Below are 20,220 nucleotides of genomic sequence, written 5' to 3'. Positions count from 1 at the left end.
TTATGCTTCAGTTTTTTGCTAGGTACAAAAAGTTTGCCATCGTGATGGCGGTTCTCTCCATCATCATTCTTTACACCTTCTACACCTTGATGAAGCCTGCGCCTAGTTTACCTATTTACCAGCCCGATATGGTTGACCGATCTCTAGTAGACAGCACCGTTCAGTTTGTAAAGAAATATCATAAAATAGCAGACTTCAAACTCGTGAATCAAAATGGAGATACCATTACTCAGGACGACTATCCCGGTATTTATGTAGCTGATTTCTTTTTCACCACCTGCCAGACGATTTGCCCCATAATGACCGAGCATATGGTACAAATTCAGGAAAAGCTTAAAGACGATCCCTCAGTTAAATTGTTATCGCACACCGTCATCCCTGCAACAGACACGGTGGCTCAACTCAAACGCTATGCTTTAGAAAAAGGGGTTGACGATTCCAGATGGAATTTAGTCACCGGTCCCAAAAAAGAGATTTATGAACTCGCGCGAAAAAGCTATCTCGCAGTCAAAACTCAGGGGAACGGAGATAAATATGATATGATTCACACCGAAAACTTTATGCTTATCGATTCTAAGAAGCGCATTAGAGGTTTTTATGACGGTACAGACCCCGAAGCTATAGAACAACTTTTAGAAGACATCAAAATTTTAAAAGCGATTGAAAAGCGTTCTGACGATTAAGCCTTCATTTTAAGCATACTTTTATAAACGACCTTGGGGTAAAGCCCACATGTCCTTAAAAAGGAACCAGCTTTTGACTTCGAGGCAAGCCTTGGAAGATTTAAATCTCGATTATCGAGTAAAATCTTTTCACATCTGTTGCATTTCCTTTACTTTTGCCTTGTTTAAATTCAATCTAAATAAATTGACTACTTCATTAGATCTTTTAAAGCGTGGCGAAAAAGCCATCATCGTAGAATTTACCCTAGACATGGTTCCTCTGAAGCTTTTAGAAATGGGCTGTTTGCCCGGCAACGAAGTAGAGCTGGTACAGATTGCGCCTTTTAAAGACCCCATGTACCTAAACATAAACGGCAGTCATCTTGCGATACGCAAAGAGACCGCTAGTCATATCACCGTAGAAAAGCTGTCCCAATGAGTAAACAGCTCAATGTAGCCCTTATAGGAAATCCCAACACTGGTAAAACTTCAGTTTTCAACCAACTAACCGGTTTAAAACAACAGGTAGGTAACTATCCGGGTATTACTGTTGAAAAAAAAGAAGGTATTTGCAAACTGCCTAGAGGCGTTAAAGCACATATTCTAGATCTTCCCGGAACGTATAGTCTTAATGCAAGTTCGCTAGATGAGAATGTTGTTATAGAACTGCTCCTTAACAAAAATGATAAAGATTATCCTGATGTTGCCGTTGTGGTTTCTGATGTTGAAAACTTAAAGCGAAACCTGCTTCTTTTTACACAGATTAAAGATTTACACATCCCCACGATTCTGGTTATCAATATGGCAGACCGCATGAAGCGCAAAGCCATTAGTCTTGATATTGAAAAACTTGAAGAACGCCTTGAGACTAAGATCGCTTTGGTAAGTTCGCGTAAAAACACAGGTTTTGATAAGCTGAAAGAACTCATAAGCAATTACAAAACACTCTCTATTGAGCCTTGTGTAAATGCTTCTGTGATAGCTCCGGATTATTTTAACAGACTACGAAAAGCCTTCCCTAAGCAGGATTTATACAAACTCTGGCTAGTAATTACTCAGGATGTAAACTTTGGTAAATTAGACCGAAATGAGATGCAAAGCATCAATACGTTTCAAACTGAAAGTAAATCTAACCTGAAGCGTTTACAACAAAAAGAAACCATTGTCAGGTATCAATTTATTAATGGTGTTTTAAAAGAAACTTTAAGCATAGATCATCTTGCAGCTAAAGATCTGCGCAGTCGTCTAGACCGCGTACTTACGCATAAAGTATGGGGATACCTTATTTTCTTTGCAATATTATTGCTCATATTTCAGGCGATCTACGACTGGTCTTCTTACCCGATGGATCTTATTGACGAAGCATTTGCCGCAATGGGAGAATGGGTGCGCACAACAATGCCAGCAGGGGCCTTTACAAATCTTATTGCCGAAGGAATTATTCCCGGTCTGGGCGGGATTGTAATTTTTATTCCACAGATAGCCTTTTTATTTTTATTTATATCGCTACTCGAAGAAAGTGGCTATATGAGCCGTGTGGTCTTTTTGATGGACCGTATTATGCGGCGTTTTGGACTGAGCGGCAAAAGTGTTGTTCCACTTGTTTCAGGTACTGCTTGCGCCATTCCGGCAATTATGGCTACCCGAAATATCGAAAATTGGAAAGAACGCCTCATCACTATTTTAGTAACGCCATTTACTACCTGTAGTGCGCGCTTACCCGTTTACCTTATTATCATTTCACTGGTCATTCCTGATGAACGCGTGCTGTATATTTTCAACTTGCAAAGTCTGGTATTGATGCTGTTATATCTTATTGGTTTTGGTACAGCAATCTTGTCTGCCTGGCTTTTAGATCGAATTCTAAAAATTAAAAGTCGTACGTTCTTTGTGATTGAAATGCCTAATTATAAGCTTCCATTATTTAAAAATGTGGCATATAATGTGATTGAAAAAACAAAGTCTTTCATTTTAGGAGCCGGTAAAATCATCCTTGCAATTTCTATTGTGCTTTGGGTTTTAGCTTCAAATGGCCCGGGAGATCAATTTACAAATGCAGAAGAAAACGCAATTGCCCGTATGGATTCCGGAGCGTTTCCTCAGGAAGAATTAGACAAACACATTGCAGCAGAAAAGTTAGAATATAGCTACATTGGTTATATGGGTAAAGCGATAGAACCCGTAGTAAGACCACTGGGTTACGACTGGAAAATAGGTATCGCTATCGTGAGTTCATTCGCTGCTCGTGAAGTTTTTGTGGGTACACTCGCTACAATTTATAGCGTGGGTAGCGACGAAGAAGAAACCATAAAAAACAGAATGGCCGGTGAAGTCAATCCTATTTTAGGCGGGCCATTGTTTAATCTGGCCAGTGGTATTTCACTCTTACTATTTTATGCCTTTGCTATGCAATGTATGAGTACATTAGCAATTGTAAAACGAGAGACGAACACTTGGAAATGGCCGGTATTGCAACTTGTAATTATGAGTGGTTTTGCTTATGTTGTTGCTTTAGTGGCATACCAATTGTTGATTTAAAAGCATATTTGTTACGCTTTCGCGGAAGTGAATTTTAAAAATACGATTATGATACAGAATATATTAGTACTGTTTATTTTTTTAATCGCTGTAGGATATTTGGTTACCAAATACATCTGGAAACCTGCCTTCTTAAGCGGGAAATCTAATGATAAATCCTGCGGAAGCGACAATTGTGGGTGTCATTAATTTAAAACTGATTGCAAACCACATTCAATACATAATCTTCCTGTTTGATTTTATCTTTGGTTACATCCGGGTAGGGCAAAACAGAATATTTAAACATTTCTTCTTTTTCAGAACTTAAAAAAGCACTGTTATTAGCATCTAAATTAAGTGTGCGCTCTTCAATAAATTTTCCGTCTATATAAATGGAAGCTTTAACGATAACTTCACCGGCCCATACACAAGTCACATTTTTAGGGCAACGAGAATCAATGATTTCATTTATTTCAAGCTCAACGTCACCAAAAGCAACTCGCTTTCCAAATGGTACTTTAATCACTAGCTGAGGTACAGCTACAGGTTCTGTTACCGCGGTACTGTCTCCGGGTGTAGAATTATTTTGGCCATACACCGAAATGCTTAAAATCAATAAAAAGAGAACTAGAAGTGATTTCATACTAAGTAAGTTACGCGTTCTCATATAAAGACTTGTATAATATAAAATGTTGCAAACGCTTACCCCAGACCAACGTCAAGCGTCATCATGAGGATAAATCCACCTATAAAGCCCATCGTAGCAATATCTGTATTCTTGCCTTGTTGCGATTCGGGTACTACTTCTTCAACAACCACAAAGATCATCGCACCTGCAGCAAAAGCTAAAGCATACGGTAAAATAGGTTGAAAAGTCATTACCGCATACGCGCCAATTACCGCAGCTACTGGTTCTACAATGGCTGAAAGCTGACCGTAATGAAAACTTTTCCAACGGCTAAAACCTTGTCTGCGCAACGGCATTGCTACCGCAAAACCCTCCGGAAAATTTTGTAAACCAATACCTATCGCCAGTGCAACGGCACCACCTATAGTCGCTCCATCAAAACCGGCGGCAACTCCACCAAATAAAACACCTACCGCTAAGCCTTCAGGGATGTTGTGCAACGTGATTGCTAAGGTCAATAATACCGATTTATGCCACGGGCTACGCACCCCTTCTTTATCTTCCTCTTTAAAATTGACGTGTAGATGAGGCAAAACTTTGTCTAAACCAAACAAAAATGCAGCTCCTAGGGCAAAACCTATTGCTGCCGGAATTACTTTTTGAAATCCTTCTCCCGGACTCATTTCGATACCGGGAGCTAGTAAACTCCAGAAACTAGCAGCAACCATAACTCCACCGGCAAAACCCAGCATCGCATCAAAGACTTTACGATTCATTCCTTTAAAGAAAAAAACCAACGCAGCCCCTAAGGCTGTTACACCCCAGGTAAATAAAGTGGCTAGAAATGCACCCATTACCGGGTCTAACTTTTCAAAATAGTCAATAATATCATTCATAAATTATATGTTTAAGCTATAAATACAGGTATGGTTACTTTATGTCTAACACTATCTACAGTGGTTCCAAAAATTAGATCTTTGAAAAAAGTATGACCGTGAGCTCCCAATATGAGCAGATCATAATTTCCTTCATTTATTATCTTAGGAAGGCTTTTCTTAGGTGAGCCGTAACCCAATTGAGTCATCACTTCATAGCCCTGCTCACGCATTTGAGAAGCATAAACTTCTAACAAAGCTTGATCACTTTCGGTCTCAAGATCGTTTATAGAGCTCCCATAAACAAGTGCCCCCGGAGATTCTACACTATGTATAAGGGTGTATTGCGCTTCGGTTTTACCCAGTTGAACAGCAGAAGCAATACTTTTTCGATCTGCGGAAGAAAAATCTAGGGCGATTGCTATATTCTTATAGCGCTTTAGCGTTTCCAATTCAGATAAATCAATTTGAATATGTGGCGTATGCGATTTATTGAATTCTTTACGCTTCAGTAAAACAGGATGAACCGAGATATAAATAAGTAAAATACCAGCACCTGCGATCAAAGGCACTACACTAATCCAGATATACACCGGATTTGCTACTTCGGACATAAACTTTGAAACTTCATCTATAACCAGTTGTGCATTAAGTGCTACAATCACAATCGTAATCAGCCACGATGCGATGCGCATAGGCCATTTTATGGCGTAGCCTTTCATCTTCTTTTTATCACTCACAAAATGAATAAGCGGAATCATCGCAAAACCCAATTGTAAACTAAGCACTACCTGACTCAACACCAGTAATTCTCCCAAGCCATGTTCTCCATAATATGCTACAGTAATCAATGCCGGCACGATTGCAATCAGTCGGGTTGCGAGACGTCTAACCCAAGGTTGTATACGTAAATTGAGATAACCTTCCATCACAATCTGGCCGGCAAGAGTTCCGGTTAGCGTACTGCTTTGACCGGCCGCAATAAGTGCCACAGCAAACAAAATAGGTGCCCACTGTGTTCCTAAAAGTCCATGGAGTAATTCGTGTGCATCATTAATATCTGCAACCTCATACAAACCGTTCTTATAAAAAACCGAAGCCGCCAGAATCAGAATTGCCGCATTTACAAAAAAAGCAAGATTGAGTGCGATCGCAGAATCTATAAAATTGAATTTTAAAGCGCGCCGTATTCCCTTTTTGGTGTGTGTGATTTTTCGGGTCTGTACTAATGAGGAATGCAAATACAAATTATGCGGCATCACCGTAGCTCCTATAATCCCTATAGCGATATACAAAGCTGCATTATTAGGTATACTAGGTACTAATCCTGCTGCAACTTCAGCCAGGTCAGGTTTAGCAAAAAACATTTCCAAAAAAAACGATAAACCTATGATGAATATGAGCGAAACGATAAACGCTTCCATTTTTCTAATTCCCTTATTGATGAGAAAAAGCAAAATAAAACTGTCTAAAACCGTGATACAAACTCCCCAAAAAATAGGCAGACCAAAAAGCAAATTAAGTCCTATCGCCATTCCGATTACTTCGGCGAGATCACAAGCAGCGATAGCAATTTCGGCTAAAACCCAAAGCACAAAATTTACAAATTGAGGATAAGTTTCTCGTGAAGCTTGCGCCAGATCAACGCCACGCACAATACCTAATCTAGAACATAAACTCTGCAGCAATAATGCCATAATATTTGACATTAGCAACACCCAAAGTAATGAATACCCAAACTGACTACCGCCGGCAATATCTGTCGCCCAGTTACCCGGATCCATATATCCCACACTCACGAGATACGCAGGTCCTAAGAAAGCTAAGATACGCTTCCACCCTTTTTTGCCGGTTGCCGTAGCTACAGACCCGTGAACTTCCTCGAGTGATTTATTTGCAGAATTGGTTTTCATCAAGCAAACTTTTTCAATTAGATACGCACATAAATATTCTCTGTGGCAATCTGAGATAAAATCAGCTCCCGGTCTTCAATACGCACCGTCATACTTTTATCAAAATCCTGGAAATTTATAATCTGTATCACGCTACCTAATATGATGTTTTGCTGTTCTAAAAACTGAAGAAAAGAAGACGAGGTATCGTTAACCCCAATACAAGTCCCTGTATCACCGGGTTGTAATTGAGAAACCCGTTTCTTCTCCATTTTTACAACATGACCGTGCTCATCAGGAATAGGGTCTCCGTGCGGATCGTGCTTGGGATAGCCTAAAAATCGATCCAGTTCATGTATCAATTTATCAGATTTTATATGCTCTAATTGCTCAGCCACATCGTGAATCTCATCCCAGCTAAAATCGAGCTTCTGTGCCAAAAAAGTTTCCCACAAGCGATGTTTTCTAATGATTTTTAATGCCGAAATCTCACCGGATTCATTCAATAAAACTCCTTGGTAAGGCTGATAACGCACCAAACCTTTCTCATCTAGTTTTTTAATCATTTCCGTAGCCGAAGCAGGCTTAGCTCCTAAATACTTAGACAATACATTAGTACTAACTCCTTTACCGTGCTCTCGCTGCAGCGAATAAATGGATTTTAAGTAGTTCTCTTCAGATAACGTCATGCTGTTATTTAATTATACCACAATAATACACCAAATATATCAAATATATTTTTTAGGTTTGCCTAAACTTTATTTTAAATAATCCATACATGTCTACTAAATACGCTTTTATAATACTTGTTTTAGGGTTATCTATGAGTGTATTTGCTCAGGAAAGCTTTAAAATAACAGGACAGGTCTCTGACGGAGACAATCCAATACCGTTTGCAAACATCCTGATTAACAACACGAGCTCCGGATTTTCAGCAAACAGGGAAGGAAATTTCGAGCTGGACTTACCCAATAAACCCGTTGAATTAATCATTCAGGCAATAGGATTTAAAACACTTCGGAAAACACTAATTCCTTCTGAATACCAGAATACTCCTTTAAATTTTACACTAAAACCTGATCTTCTGGGTCTTGAAGAAGTGGTAGTAAGCGCCACCCGAAATCGGCTTAGTAAAAAGAAATCCCCGGTAATCGTCAATGTTTTGAGTCCGAAGCTTTTTAAGGCGACGCAATCTATTTCCTTAGCAGACGGACTCAACTACCAGCCCGGAGTTCGGGTAGAAACCAACTGCCAGAATTGTGGATTTACACAGGTACGCCTCAACGGACTCGGCGGGCAGTATACGCAGGTCTTGCTCAATAGCCGGCCGGTTTTTAGTGCGCTCAACGGCGTTTACGGGCTGGAGCAAATACCGGTAAGCATCATAGACCGTGTTGAAGTGGTGCGTAGTGGTGGCTCTGCGCTTTTTGGCTCCAGCGCCATTGCAGGAACCATCAACATCATCACCAAAGAACCGGTAACTAACAGCTGGGAAGTAAACAGCAATCTGGGACTTATTGACGGGACAACCCTCGACCGAAGCCTTAATCTTAACGCATCTATTGTGAGTGAAGATCTCAGCACGGGTGTAACGCTTTACGGTATGTACCGCAACCGCGATGCTTATGATGCTAATGATGATGGTTTTAGCGAAATCACAAAACTGACTAACAATTCACTAGGTGCTAAAGCATTTTATCGCCCTAACGACAACAGTAAATTAGGCTTTGACTTTACTGCGATTAAAGAATACCGTCGCGGCGGGGATCGTATTGACCTCGCTCCGCAGTTTACAGACATCACCGAAGAACTGGACCACAACACCATCTTCACAGGTGTCGATTATGATTTATTCAACGACGATCGAACCAATAATTTAACCGCGTATGCTTCGGTGCAACATACCGATCGCGATAGTTATTACGGCGGTTTAGGCGGTGGACGCACCCGTTCCGACTCAACTGCAGCCAATAATGCCTTTGGAAAAACAACAGATCTGGCTTTTGTTTCCGGAGTGAAATTCACGCGGAATTTTAAGAATAACGATGTGCTTACTTCAGGATTTGAGTACCAATTGAACGATACCGAAGATGCCATTCCCGGTTACAACCGCATCGTAGATCAAAACGTGAATAGCTTTGGGCTATATAGCCAATACGAATGGAAACCTTTAGAACGTTTTACAGCACTGATAGGAGCTCGTCTCGATCACATCGACGTAGATGGTTTTTACCAGATACAAGATATCAACAGAACTTCAGACGTCACGCAAACAGTTTTGAGTCCGCGGTTGACATTGCTGTATAATTTTACAGAAGACTTGCAGTTCCGGGGTGGTTACGCTCGCGGATTTAGAGCTCCGCAGGCTTTTAATGAAGATTTACACATCAGTTCTGTAGGCGGCGAGCAACGGTTTGTGATTCTCTCTGACGATTTAGAAAGTGAGTTTTCTAACGCTTATACCGCCTCCCTAAATTACAGCAAGGAATTTAATAAAATACAAACCAGTTTGCTTGTAGAAGGTTTTTATACCACACTCGAGAATCCGTTTACGTTGGTGAGTACAGGTACTTCTTTACCGAATGGTTCTATTCTTGAAGAATCCCGAAACGGTAGCGGCGCTTACGTTGCCGGGACCAATATTGAGTTCAACCTTTCGCCAAGTAAAGCCTTATTATTTCAGGCAGGAATCACGTATCAACGTTCTATTTATGACGAAGATCAGCTTCTTTTTGAAGCCGATGGCACGAATCCTTCGGAAACCGATGTGGTGACCAATCAGTTTGTACGCTCTCCGAATGTGTATGGCTTTTTCAATACCAATTGGGCGGTAAGTGAGTCTTTTAACGTGGATCTTACCGGAAGCTATACGGGAACAATGCTTGCTCCACACGTAATTAGTGATACGGGTTTTATGAAACTTGAAGAAACTCCTGATTTTATGGATGTGACTGCAAAACTTACCTATCATCTGGATCTGGATGAACACCTTCACGTGGAGTTTAGCGGTGGGGTTCAGAATCTATTTGACAGTTATCAGCAAGATTTTGATTTGGGGGCTTTACGGGATTCTGATTACATCTACGGACCCAATCGTCCGCGCTCGTTTTTCTTCGGAATTCGCTTCGGCGACTTCTAGGTGCGAGCCGCACCGGCAAAAAATGCGGGCTTCACGGGCTAAAATGGATTACTATGAAAAAAACACTCCTATTTCTCTTTCTTACTTGCGGAAGCCTTGCAGCTCAGGACCGGGAACAAATCAACTGGCTGAGCTGGGAGCAACTGGAAGCGGCATTCAATGAAAAGCCTAAAAAGACACTCGTGTTTTTCCATGCAGACTGGTGTGCCTATTGTAAAAAAATAGACCGCGTCGTGTTTACAAAACCCGAAGTGATCAAAAAAATTAATGCCGAATATTACGCCGTTCGTATGGACGCCGAAACGACAGACACCATTCGGTTTGACGGGCAAACCTTTACAAACCGGCAGGCATTAACCAAACGCAACGGCGTTCACGACTTGGCTTTGCTTTTAGGCTCCCGATCTGAAAAATCCTTTTCCCTGCCGGTAACCGTTTTTTTTGATGAACAATTTGCACTAAAACAGCGTGTTTTTGAGTACTATACTTCTTCTGAGCTCTTAAAAATTTTGGAACAATAAACACCTTTGGTTTTGCGGTATCGTTGAATAAGTTCTAGCTTTAAACCGCTATGCAAAACACGTCTTTAGACTACGATTATATCATACTAGGCGCCGGCCTCTCGGGATTGATGCTGGCCAAAGCACTCGTTAGTGATCCCTACTTTAAGGATAAGTCTATTTTAATTCTGGATAAAAGCGAAAAGAACACCAACGACCGTACCTGGTGTTTTTGGAGCGAAAACACGCAGGATTGGGATGCGATTATTTCTAAAAAATGGGAATCGATTTTGTTTAAAGGCGAAAACGTTAAGGTTGAAATTCCGCTTAAAAATTACAGCTACAACAGAATAGAAGGCTTCGATTTTTACGAGTCCGTTTTTAAAATACTTTCGGCTTCCAAGCAAGTTACTTTTAAAACGGAAGCATTCCAAAACCTGACGGAAACAGAAAGCGGAGTCGAAGTCACCACTTCACAAAAAACCTATACGGCGACCCAAGTATTCAGCAGTATTCTTCCGCCGGAACGGCTAAAAAATCAAACACAATTCCCGGTTTTGCAGCAGCATTTTATCGGTTGGGAAGTGCGCACGCAAGAGTCGGTTTTTAATCCTGAGGTGGCAACATTTATGGATTTTAGTATTCCGCAAAGCGGAAATACCCGTTTTATGTATGTCTTACCAACAGCGGTAAATAAAGCATTGGTAGAATACACGCTATTCTCTGAAAAACTCTTACCCAAAGCGGAGTATGAAGCTGCTATTAAAGACTATATGGAAGCTTTGGGCGCTTCTGAATACGAAGTTACCGCAACGGAGCAAGGCTGCATCCCGATGACCGCCTACTCCTTTGAACAACACAATTCAACAAATCTAATGCACATTGGTACGGCCGGTGGCTGGACGCGTGGAAGCACAGGGTATACCTTTACTTATACGCTAAAACGTACAACAGAACTCATCGATTTTTTAAAACGAGAAACCGACCTGCGTAAATTCAACATCAACGATCGCTACCGCTGGTACGACAAGCTTTTTCTGGACGTCCTATACCGTAACAATGAGCAGGGCGCTGCCTTATTTACGCACATGTTTCAGAAAAATGATATCGCTAAAATATTTCGGTTTTTAGACGGAACGAGTAGTCTTAAAGAGGACTTTCAAATCATCTGGAGCCTTCCTAAGAAAGAGTTTATCAAGTCTTTTTTTCATATCAAATAACTATTGCGTATTTGCTTATCTTTGATTTTTACAACTAAGCTAAGTGATGGATATTAAGAATATCAGTCTTGAGGATTTCTACAAAGAAGCTGCGGCTTTTACCGGGAAAGACATCAACAGTATTTTACCACCTAAGATTCATAAGGAAATTGGGCACTTCAACATTTTTGATATCGCAGAAACCATCAGCGAAGTCAAGAAGAAAAACCAGATGCCATACAACCGGCGTGCGTATTACAAGATAAGTCTTATTCGTGGGAAAAACAGGGCGGAATATGCAGATAAGGTCATCGAGATCAACGCAAATGCGTTGCTTTTTGCCACTCCAAAAGTGCCCTATCACTGGGTACCGCTTGATGAAAATCAGCAAGGCCATTTTTGCGTTTTTACCGATGCTTTTTTGATGCAAAGCAAAAGTGGAATCAATCTGGATCAACTCCCCATTTTTAAGCCCGGAAGCCTTCCTGTATTTGAAATTACTGATGAACAGGCCAAAGAAATTGCTGTGATTTTTGAGAAAATGAAAGCGGAGATAAACTCAGATTATGAGTTTAAATACGATTTGCTACGCACCTATTTAATCGAACTCATTCATTACGGTCAAAAATTAAAACCGGGTCACCAAATCAATGAAGGGCAAAACGCCGCAAAGCGCATTATCTCTCTGTTTATAGAATTATTAGAGCGTCAGTTTCCTATAGAATCACCCAGCCAAAGACTTAGCTTACGCTCTGCAAAAGAATATGCTGAACGGCTTGCCATTCATGTAAATCACCTCAACAAAGTTTTAAAAGACAATCTGGGAAACACGACCACAGAGATCATTACAAAACGTATGCTTCAGGAAGCAAAAATCCTGCTTAAACAAACCGATTGGACGGTTTCTGAAATTGCTTTTAGTTTAGGTTTTGAAGAAGTGGCGCATTTTTCCAACTTCTTTAAAAAACAAACCAGCCTTTCTCCACTCCATTTCAGAAATTAAGCGTTTATGATTTGAATTTTGTAAACAATACTTTGATGTTTGCAAATAGGGTAGTCTGGTTTCTAAGACCTTTGTACTGTACTTTTAATTAATAAATACATATGGAAACCAGAAACAAAATAGCAGTAATAACCGGTGCAAGTCGCGGTTTAGGAAGGGATATGGCGTTAAGCCTTGCCAAAAAAGAAACTGATATCATCTTTACCTACCACAGTAATAAAGAAGCTGCAGACGAAGTAACAGAAGAGATCACTAATCTGGGTCAAAAAGCATTGGCGCTACAGTTAGACACGGCAAAAGTGGCAAGCTTTGATAACTTTATAGCTGAAGTTACAACGCATTTAAAAGAAGAAACAGGCAGCTCTAATTTTGATTTTCTCATCAACAATGCCGGTACCGCCTTGTATGCCCCGTTTATGGAAACTACCGAAGAGCAGTTTGATGAGATGGTAAACATTCACCATAAAGGGGTGTTTTTTCTGACTCAAAAAGCCTTGCCTTTTATGAATGACGGTGGCCGTATTATAACTATTTCTTCAGGTCTGGCACGTTTTAGTTTGCCGGGTTCTTCAACGTACGCTTCTATGAAAGGCGCTGTTGAAGTACTTACGCGCTATTTGGCGAAAGAATTAGGAGGTCGAAAAATCACCGCTAATGTGGTTGCTCCGGGAGCTATAGAAACCGATTTTGGAAACGGTCGTGTAAGAGATGATGAAAAAGCCAATGAGATGGTAGCAAACATCACCGCTCTGGGTCGTGCGGGATTGCCTGAAGATATAGGTGGCATTGTAGCCTTTTTATGTTCTCCAGAAGCCCGATGGATAAACGGTCAACGCATTGAAGCTTCAGGAGGAATGATGCTTTAAATTATTAAAAGTTAAAAGAGGGTGTTGATTAGGTCAACACCCTCTTTTAATTTAAGGTTTATAAGGCGCAACGACCTTTAATTTATCTCCGGACAGATCTACTTCAAACAAGTGCGGGACCCGATGGTAATTGCCGTTTACAACTTCGTGACTGTGCACAGCCATTAAAGTCTTTCCTTCAAAAGAGGTGAATAACATACCGTGTCCAAAATTACGCGGCGTAATGGGTTCTTCTTCCTGAATCCACGGGCCGTCTAGCGTACCGCTTTTAGAATAGGCCACACCTTGCACGTATTCATCATAAATCCAGCTGGTCCAAATCATCCCCAGTTTTCCGGTTTCGGTTTTAAATAAAAAAGGACCGTCAGTCACTTTACTGTTCTTGTCGTTTCCGTTCTTATCTTTTTCACGGCTCCACGGTGAATCACTTGCTTTAAAAAGCAATTCTCCTGCTCCAATAGAACCACTTAAATCAGGTTTTAGTTCTATTTTCTCCATCGTACCGTTACCCTTTTCTAACCATTCACCGCAGTAAATCATATAGGGTTTTCCATCTTTATCCACCCAAAATGTACCGTCAAGTGTTGGTCTATCTGCAGGTAGATAAATCTCGTCTTCCATCGGTTTGTATGGGCCTTCCGGCGTATTGCTAACCAAAACGTGGCTGGCACGACGTTCTATAACGTTTCCATCTACAGTATCAATCTTTACAGCACGATTCGTAAAGGTAGCAAAGTCGTAATAGTTGCCCTTGTATTGGTGCAGTTCTGCCGCCCAAATCATAGGTCTTGGTCCCATCCATGAATCGGGGTCGGTATCTGTTACTTTAAATGCTCCTTCCCAATACTTAAGGTCTTTACTCTTCCAAAGTCTTCCTCCGGTACCCGTCATATAATAGGTTTGTGAAGCTTCATCCGCTAAAATATAGGGATCACTCAACCGAATAGAATCTAAGGGAATATTCTTTTTTGCTGTAAATCGCTGCGTAAAACCTATTGCAGTCACAAAAAGCGACACAATCAGTACAAAACTTTTTTCCATATCAAAAACTGTATTAAAAACCCCTGAAACTTACTGATTTTAATTGAGATAGAATTAATGTGAGTGCCCCTCTGAACCCTCTTTAATAAGCTCAAAAGCACCTTTCCCTAAGAATTGAGCTCCCTTAGAAAAATCAGCAGTATTTTTAATTTCAGTATAGCCATTGCGTGTTTTACCTATTTCGACTTGAACTTGATTGAAAAAATAATCTCCTCCTTCTTGCTGCTGCAATTGCAAAAGATAATAGGCATCCCCCATGTCTACAACTGACTCCTGTGCAATACCCATTGCAGTGGTTTCTCCGGTTTCAATTTGCGCTTCAATAAACATCCCTACCGCAAAATTTGGTGTTCTGCCTTCATGTTCTAAATGACCGTGAACGGTAACCGTTCTACCTTCTTGATTCAACGAATTTCCTATTAAATGAACTTCTCCTTCGTAAAATTCATCGGAAGACTCGGGGATTCTAAACTTAATTTTCTGACCTTTTTTTACCTTTAGCATATCTTGCTCAAAAACTTCAAGTTCCAGATGAATATGAGCTACATCTACGATTTCCATAATAGGATCTGCAGATGAAACGTAGCTACCCTTACTCACAAAAGTCTCTGCGATCGTGCCGGTAATTGGCGCGTAAATACTCGCCTGAGAAGTGTAATCACCCTGCAGAACCCGCTCCGGATTGATGTGCAGCATTTGTAATTTTTTACGCAAACCGGTATAGGTCGCAACGCTGCGTTTATATTCACTTTCTGCCTTTAAGAAATTCTTTTTAGAAGTGATGTTCTCTGCTACTAAAGCCTGCTGACGCTCGTACTCAGATTTAAGGTAATTGAGCTGTTCTGCCAATTCTTGAAACTGCTGCTGAATTTCTACAAACTCCGGGTTCTCTAGCGTGATCAAAACCTGACCTTTTTTTACGGCATCGCCAATAAGCAACGGATTATTTTTAATATAACCACCCATAAATGCCGTTATAACCGCTCTATTTTCTGGCGGAACATCAATCATCCCGCTGGCTTCAACCCAGTCTGGAAAAGAACTTTCTTTGATGCTTCCCAAAGTCATACCTTCATTTTTAAATTGGGCCTGAGTTACTGTAACATCTGTCAGACGCTCATGAGTTTCTTCTTTAGAATCGGACTTATTTTCTTTAGTTCCGCAGCTTATCAGCAAGACCAATAGACTTATCTGCGCGAGTATTTTTATTGAATTTTTCATCATTATGCTTTTAAAGTAGAATGTAGTTGAGTTGAATAACGGTTTGGTTGTACTGATGCAAACTCTCTAAATACGCGAGTTTAATATCATACGCCTGCTGTAAAATCTGAATGTATTCAAAGAAATTTACCTCCCCGCTTTTATAGCTTGAGATTGCCGTTTTCTCAAGCTCGTCTGCCAGCGCTTTACCTTCGGTATCGTAATAATTGAGGCTTTCTGTATATTTATTAAGTTGGCTTTTAAGACTTGTAATTCGCGCCTGAAGCTGAATTTTATAATTCGCAGCTTCCTGACCGGCAGCTTCAGCTTCTATTTTTGCCGTTTTTATACGACTTGATGCTCCGGAAAAGAACAAAGGGATTTTCACCCCAAACTGATATCCAATCAGGTTTTTATCTAGTCCGTCATTAGATCCCTGAAAATAATTTACCGTCAAATCGGGTAAAAGTTCTTGTGCGCTGAGCTTTTTTTGCGCTTCTGCCAAGTCAATTTTAGAATCATAAAAAGCGTTAGCAACAGCAGTATTTTCTTGTGTAGTTGTGGGTAAAAGGCGCTCCATTGATTCCGGATTGACCACAAGTGTATCTACCTGTACTAATTGTTTTAAGTGTATTTGAGCAGCCTCAAGTTCTTCTACAACTTGTTTGCGTTTCGTTTCTATTTCTTTTTGTTTGGCTTGCGCTGAAATTTTCTCGAGGTAATTGCTTTCACCCAACTCAAATCTGCGCTTTGCTGCGTAAGCAAAATTCTGATAAATACTGTCTAAACCTCGATACAGTCGAAGCTTTTCATTTACATACTGCAAGGTGTAATACGCATTAGCTAAACTGCGCTCGAGTTCCAGTTTTACGAGTTCAGATTGTGTTGTGGCGACCCTATAACTGGCCTTATTTGCTTTTGCCTGTGCAAAATAAACCGTAGGAAACGCAAACGTCTGGCTGACTCCAAAAACATCAATAGGCCTGTTGTTAGAAGCCAAATTGTTTTCGTCATAATGATAATATACTTCGGTTTTATCAAAAGAAAACGCGCTGCCTATCGCTGCGCTTGCTGCCTCACTGCGTAAACCGGCAGCTTTGATACCGGCGTTGTTTTCATAAGCCAGCTCTTTGACTTGCTCAAAATTACTTACCTCCTGTGCCTGTGCAAAACCACCCATCAAAATCAGAATAAGCAGCATTGATGTTCCTTTATTTGTAAAATGCATATCGCTTTCCTTTTTTAAATCTTTATCAAACCACGATACCAAAACCGGCAAGACCACCAGCGTAAGCAAAGTCGCAGAGATCAAACCACCAATAACTACTGTAGCCAACGGGCGTTGTACTTCAGCACCGGCATTAGTAGAAATTGCCATAGGCAGAAAACCCAAAGCCGCTGCAGTAGCTGTTAATAATACGGCCCTTAGACGATCTGTTGCGCCACGCGTTATGAGTTCACGCATATCGGTTATTCCTTCTTTTTTTAATGCTTTAAAATGCTCGAGCATTACGATACCGTTGAGCACAGCAATACCAAAAAGGGCAATAAAACCAACACCGGCAGAAATACTAAACGGCATATCACGCAACCACAACAAGAAGATTCCGCCCACAGCAGCAAGTGGAATCGCCGTAAAAATCAGCAAGGCTTCTTTAACCGATTTGAAAGCAAAATACAGCATAATGAATATGAGTAAAAGCGCCACCGGCACTGCAATTTGAAGCCGGGAAGTTGCGCTCTGCAAATTCTCAAACTGCCCACCATAATCTATACTGTACCCCACCGGAAGTTTGACATTGTTTTTTACAATCCCCTGAATCTCATCTACCACAGATTGCAAATCACGGTTACGCACATTGACACCAACCACAATACGCCGCCGCGTGTCATCTCTTGATATTTTAGCCGCTCCTTTTGTATAATGTATCGTTGCCAGTTCGCTCAGGCGAACCTTGTTCCCCATAGGCGTATCTACATACAGATTTTGGAGATTATCTATATCCTGTCGTTGTGCTTCTTCAAGACGTACAACCAGATCAAAACGCTTCTCCCCTTCAAAAATATTCCCAACAGTTTCCCCGGAGAAACCCATCTTAATAAGATCATTGAGATCAGAAATATTCAATCCGTAGCGGGCTATTTTAGCCCGGTTATAGTTCACACTCATCTGAGGCAGACCGGTTACTTTTTCTACCGAAATATCTGCTGCGCCCTCAACATCAGCGATGAGATCCCGTATTTGATTCCCTTTTTGATTGAGCACCTCCAGATCTTCACCAAAAATCTTGATGGCAATATCTGCCCGAACCCCGGTAATCAACTCATTAAAACGCATTTCGATAGGCTGTGTGAATTCAATTCCCATTCCGGGAATGATACTCAGCGCTTCCTTAAAACGCGCTGCAAGTTCGTCTTTAGAATCCGCAGACACCCATTCGCTTTTATCTTTAAGCGTGATGATCACGTCGCTGTCTTCCATAGACATAGGATCTGTAGGAACCTCAGCAGCACCTATACGACTAACTACCTGTTTGACTTCGGGGAATTTATCTAGGAGTATTTTTTCGATCTGGGTGGTTTTTGCTATCGTACCACTCAATGAAGTTCCCGTTTTTAAAATAGGCTGAATCACAAAATCCCCTTCATCTAATTGCGGCACAAACTCACCACCCATCGTTGTGAAAAGGTAAACCGCGATTGCCATAAGACCTACCGAAAGGCCAACAACCAATTTTCTGGAGTCTAGAGCCCAATGAATAACGCGCTCGTATTTCTGCTTTAAAAAATTGACCAAGCGTACTGAAATATTTCGGTCTGAAGGTGTTTCGGCTTTTAAAAATAAAGAAGCTGTTACCGGCACATAGGTAAAACACAACAACATCGCGCCTATTACAGCAAAGCTGAATACCAGCGCCATCGGTATAAACATTTTACCTTCTACCCCACTTAATGAAAGAATAGGAATAAAAACGATAAGAATAATCAACTGACCAAATACTGCCGAATTCATCATCGTAGCAGCAGCGTCTCGGGTGATTTCATTCTTAATAGCCTGTGTTTCTTTAGCCGAAAGATTGTTGATGCTTTGCTGACTCTGCGCCATTTTATAGGCTATAAATTCTACGATGATCACAGCACCGTCTATAATAATCCCAAAGTCAATAGCTCCCAGACTCAGCAGGTTTGCATCTACATCAAAAATATGCATCATTCCCAGTGCGAAAAGCAAACATAAGGGAATGACCGAAGCGACTATGAGTCCACTGCGCCAGTTTCCTAAAAGAAGAATAACGACAAAGATCACAATGAGAAATCCTAAGATTAGGTTCTCACTTATGGTAAAAGTGGTTTTAGCAATGAGTTCACTTCGATCTAAAAAAGCATTGATATAAACCCCTTCCGGGAGTGAAGATTCAATCTCACTAACCCGCTCTTTTACCGCTTTAATAACGTCGTTAGAGCTAGCGCCTTTAAGCATCATGATTTGCCCTAAGACCTTTTCCCCTTCTCCATTACCGGTAATTGCACCAAAACGTGTAGCGTGACCAAAACCTACCGAAGCAACATCTTTTATATAAACGGGAATGCCGTTATGATTGGCGACGACACTATTCTCAATATCGTCCAAACTAGTCGCCAGACCTTCTCCTCTAATAAAATAAGCCCGATTGCTTTTTTCAATATAACCTCCGCCGGCGATACTGTTGTTTTTCTCTAAAGCTTCAAAAACCTGAGCCGCTGTGATTTGCATCGCGTTCAGTTTTTGCGTATTGATGGCAACCTCATATTGCTTGAGATATCCACCCCAAGAATTGATCTCTACCACTCCGGGAATACCCGAAAGCTGGCGTTTTACAACCCAGTCTTGTATCGTGCGCAAATCTGTAGCTGAGTATTTATTTTCATAACCCGGCTTTACATCAAGTACATATTGATAGATCTCACCAAGACCTGTTGTGATAGGTCCCATTTGCGGTGTTCCAAAACTGGAAGGGATTTTTTCAGAAGCAGACTGAATTTTTTCAGCTAAAAGCTGACGAGGCAAGTAGGTTCCCATATCGTCTTCAAACACAACAGTAACAACTGAAAGTCCAAACTTTGATACCGAACGAATTTCTTTCACCCCCGGTAAATTGGCCATCTCCAGCTCAACCGGATAGGTGATGAATTGCTCCATATCTACAGTAGAAAGATTGTCTGAAGTGGTAATAACCTGCACCTGATTGTTCGTTACATCAGGAACAGCTCCCAAAGAAATTTGAGAAAGCGAATACAGCCCAAAAGCAACGATCGCGGCGGTTAGCAACAGGATAATCAACTTATTCCTGATGCTAAAATTTATAATAGCATTAAGCATGATAATAATATAAAAACGTGAAATAAGATTTCCATGTTAAAACCAAGAAAAAATGCAAAAAGGTTTAGGCTACATTTTTGACATAGGGTTGCTCTCTTTTAACGACGGCACATATCCTATGTACAAGTTTGTTTCTAACATTATTTATAATCAGCATTTTGTTTTTTCCTTCCTCAACTTTCCGCAAATAATACGCTCTGATATCGGGATCATGATTGATAGCGGCCAAGGCACTCATATGCAGATGTTTTTTAAGCGTCCTGTTGGCCATTGGATGTATTCTGGACTTTCTATGAATACTGGTCCCAGAAGTGTATTCAAAAGGCACTACGCCACTA

The 20,220-nt window shown here is 40.8% G+C and carries 17 protein-coding genes; 9 read left to right on the top strand and 8 right to left on the bottom strand.

Features of this window, described 5'->3' with window-relative positions:
* The first annotated feature begins 2 nt into the window (after positions 1-2).
* The 4 genes from BUB91_RS18650 (at position 3) to BUB91_RS21095 (ending at position 3,389) form a co-directional block, all read left to right on the top strand.
* On the top strand, positions 3-683 hold the full coding sequence (locus BUB91_RS18650) for an SCO family protein (protein WP_073100714.1): 681 nt from the start codon (positions 3-5) through the stop codon (positions 681-683).
* A 184-nt stretch (positions 684-867) separates the two neighbouring features.
* Positions 868-1,101 (top strand): FeoA family protein, encoded by a 234-nt coding sequence (locus BUB91_RS18645; protein WP_073100759.1) that lies wholly within the window; start codon positions 868-870, stop codon positions 1,099-1,101.
* On the top strand, positions 1,098-3,200 hold the full coding sequence (gene feoB / locus BUB91_RS18640) for a ferrous iron transport protein B (protein WP_073100713.1): 2,103 nt from the start codon (positions 1,098-1,100) through the stop codon (positions 3,198-3,200). Before BUB91_RS18645 ends, feoB begins: the two co-directional genes overlap by 4 nt.
* Positions 3,201-3,248: 48 nt before the next feature.
* A complete protein-coding gene (locus BUB91_RS21095) occupies positions 3,249-3,389 on the top strand; it encodes a FeoB-associated Cys-rich membrane protein (RefSeq protein WP_164917883.1) in 141 nt (46 codons plus the stop codon).
* A gap of 1 nt (position 3,390) precedes the next feature.
* Here BUB91_RS21095 and BUB91_RS18635 read toward each other — a convergent pair whose 3' ends face one another.
* From BUB91_RS18635 to BUB91_RS18620, 4 genes are read right to left on the bottom strand one after another with little or no spacing between them, the layout of a single operon-like run.
* Positions 3,391-3,822, bottom strand: a complete 432-nt coding sequence (locus BUB91_RS18635) for a hypothetical protein (RefSeq protein WP_073100712.1) — start codon at positions 3,820-3,822, stop codon at positions 3,391-3,393.
* A 59-nt stretch (positions 3,823-3,881) separates the two neighbouring features.
* Entirely contained in the window at positions 3,882-4,703 is an 822-nt protein-coding gene (locus BUB91_RS18630) for a ZIP family metal transporter (protein ID WP_073100711.1), read from the bottom strand.
* 11 nt (positions 4,704-4,714) lie between these two features.
* A complete protein-coding gene (locus tag BUB91_RS18625; protein WP_073100710.1) occupies positions 4,715-6,595 on the bottom strand; it encodes an Nramp family divalent metal transporter in 1,881 nt (626 codons plus the stop codon).
* 17 nt (positions 6,596-6,612) lie between these two features.
* Entirely contained in the window at positions 6,613-7,263 is a 651-nt protein-coding gene (locus BUB91_RS18620) for a metal-dependent transcriptional regulator (protein WP_073100709.1), read from the bottom strand.
* Between the two features lie 89 nt (positions 7,264-7,352).
* Between BUB91_RS18620 and BUB91_RS18615 the strand changes: the two genes are divergently transcribed.
* From BUB91_RS18615 to BUB91_RS18595, 5 genes are all read left to right on the top strand, one after another.
* A complete protein-coding gene (locus BUB91_RS18615; RefSeq protein ID WP_073100708.1) occupies positions 7,353-9,713 on the top strand; it encodes a TonB-dependent receptor in 2,361 nt (786 codons plus the stop codon).
* Positions 9,714-9,766: 53 nt separating this feature from the next.
* Positions 9,767-10,234, top strand: coding sequence for a thioredoxin family protein (locus BUB91_RS18610; protein ID WP_073100707.1), 468 nt, complete (start codon positions 9,767-9,769; stop codon positions 10,232-10,234).
* A gap of 50 nt (positions 10,235-10,284) precedes the next feature.
* Complete coding sequence (locus tag BUB91_RS18605) at positions 10,285-11,433, top strand: lycopene cyclase family protein (RefSeq protein ID WP_073100706.1); 1,149 nt, start codon at positions 10,285-10,287, stop codon at positions 11,431-11,433.
* Between the two features lie 46 nt (positions 11,434-11,479).
* Positions 11,480-12,415 carry a helix-turn-helix domain-containing protein gene (locus BUB91_RS18600; protein ID WP_073100705.1) on the top strand — a complete coding sequence of 312 codons (936 nt, stop codon included), beginning with the start codon at positions 11,480-11,482 and terminating at the stop codon, positions 12,413-12,415.
* 101 nt (positions 12,416-12,516) lie between these two features.
* Positions 12,517-13,281: an SDR family NAD(P)-dependent oxidoreductase gene (locus tag BUB91_RS18595; RefSeq protein ID WP_073100704.1), complete on the top strand. Its 765-nt coding sequence runs from the start codon at positions 12,517-12,519 to the stop codon at positions 13,279-13,281.
* Positions 13,282-13,332: 51 nt separating this feature from the next.
* On the opposite strand, the gene BUB91_RS18590 is transcribed toward BUB91_RS18595, so the two are convergent.
* The 4 genes from BUB91_RS18590 to BUB91_RS18575 all read right to left on the bottom strand — a co-directional run bounded on the left by BUB91_RS18590 (position 13,333) and on the right by BUB91_RS18575 (position 20,210).
* A complete protein-coding gene (locus BUB91_RS18590; protein WP_073100703.1) occupies positions 13,333-14,322 on the bottom strand; it encodes a glycoside hydrolase family 43 protein in 990 nt (329 codons plus the stop codon).
* Positions 14,323-14,376: 54 nt separating this feature from the next.
* Complete coding sequence (locus BUB91_RS18585) at positions 14,377-15,543, bottom strand: efflux RND transporter periplasmic adaptor subunit (protein ID WP_073100702.1); 1,167 nt, start codon at positions 15,541-15,543, stop codon at positions 14,377-14,379.
* A gap of 10 nt (positions 15,544-15,553) precedes the next feature.
* On the bottom strand, positions 15,554-19,882 hold the full coding sequence (locus tag BUB91_RS18580; protein ID WP_073100701.1) for a CusA/CzcA family heavy metal efflux RND transporter: 4,329 nt from the start codon (positions 19,880-19,882) through the stop codon (positions 15,554-15,556).
* A gap of 64 nt (positions 19,883-19,946) precedes the next feature.
* The gene (locus tag BUB91_RS18575; RefSeq protein WP_254796114.1) at positions 19,947-20,210 is read right to left on the bottom strand and encodes an IS110 family transposase; all 264 of its coding nucleotides are present in this window, start codon (positions 20,208-20,210) and stop codon (positions 19,947-19,949) included.
* Positions 20,211-20,220 lie beyond the last annotated feature (10 nt).

Origin of the sequence: Leeuwenhoekiella marinoflava DSM 3653 (genome assembly GCF_900129005.1) — a bacterium.
Taxonomy (GTDB): Bacteria; Bacteroidota; Bacteroidia; order Flavobacteriales; family Flavobacteriaceae; genus Leeuwenhoekiella; species Leeuwenhoekiella marinoflava.
Note: the sequence above shows the minus strand (reverse complement) of the source record. Positions and strands in the feature narration are given on the sequence as shown.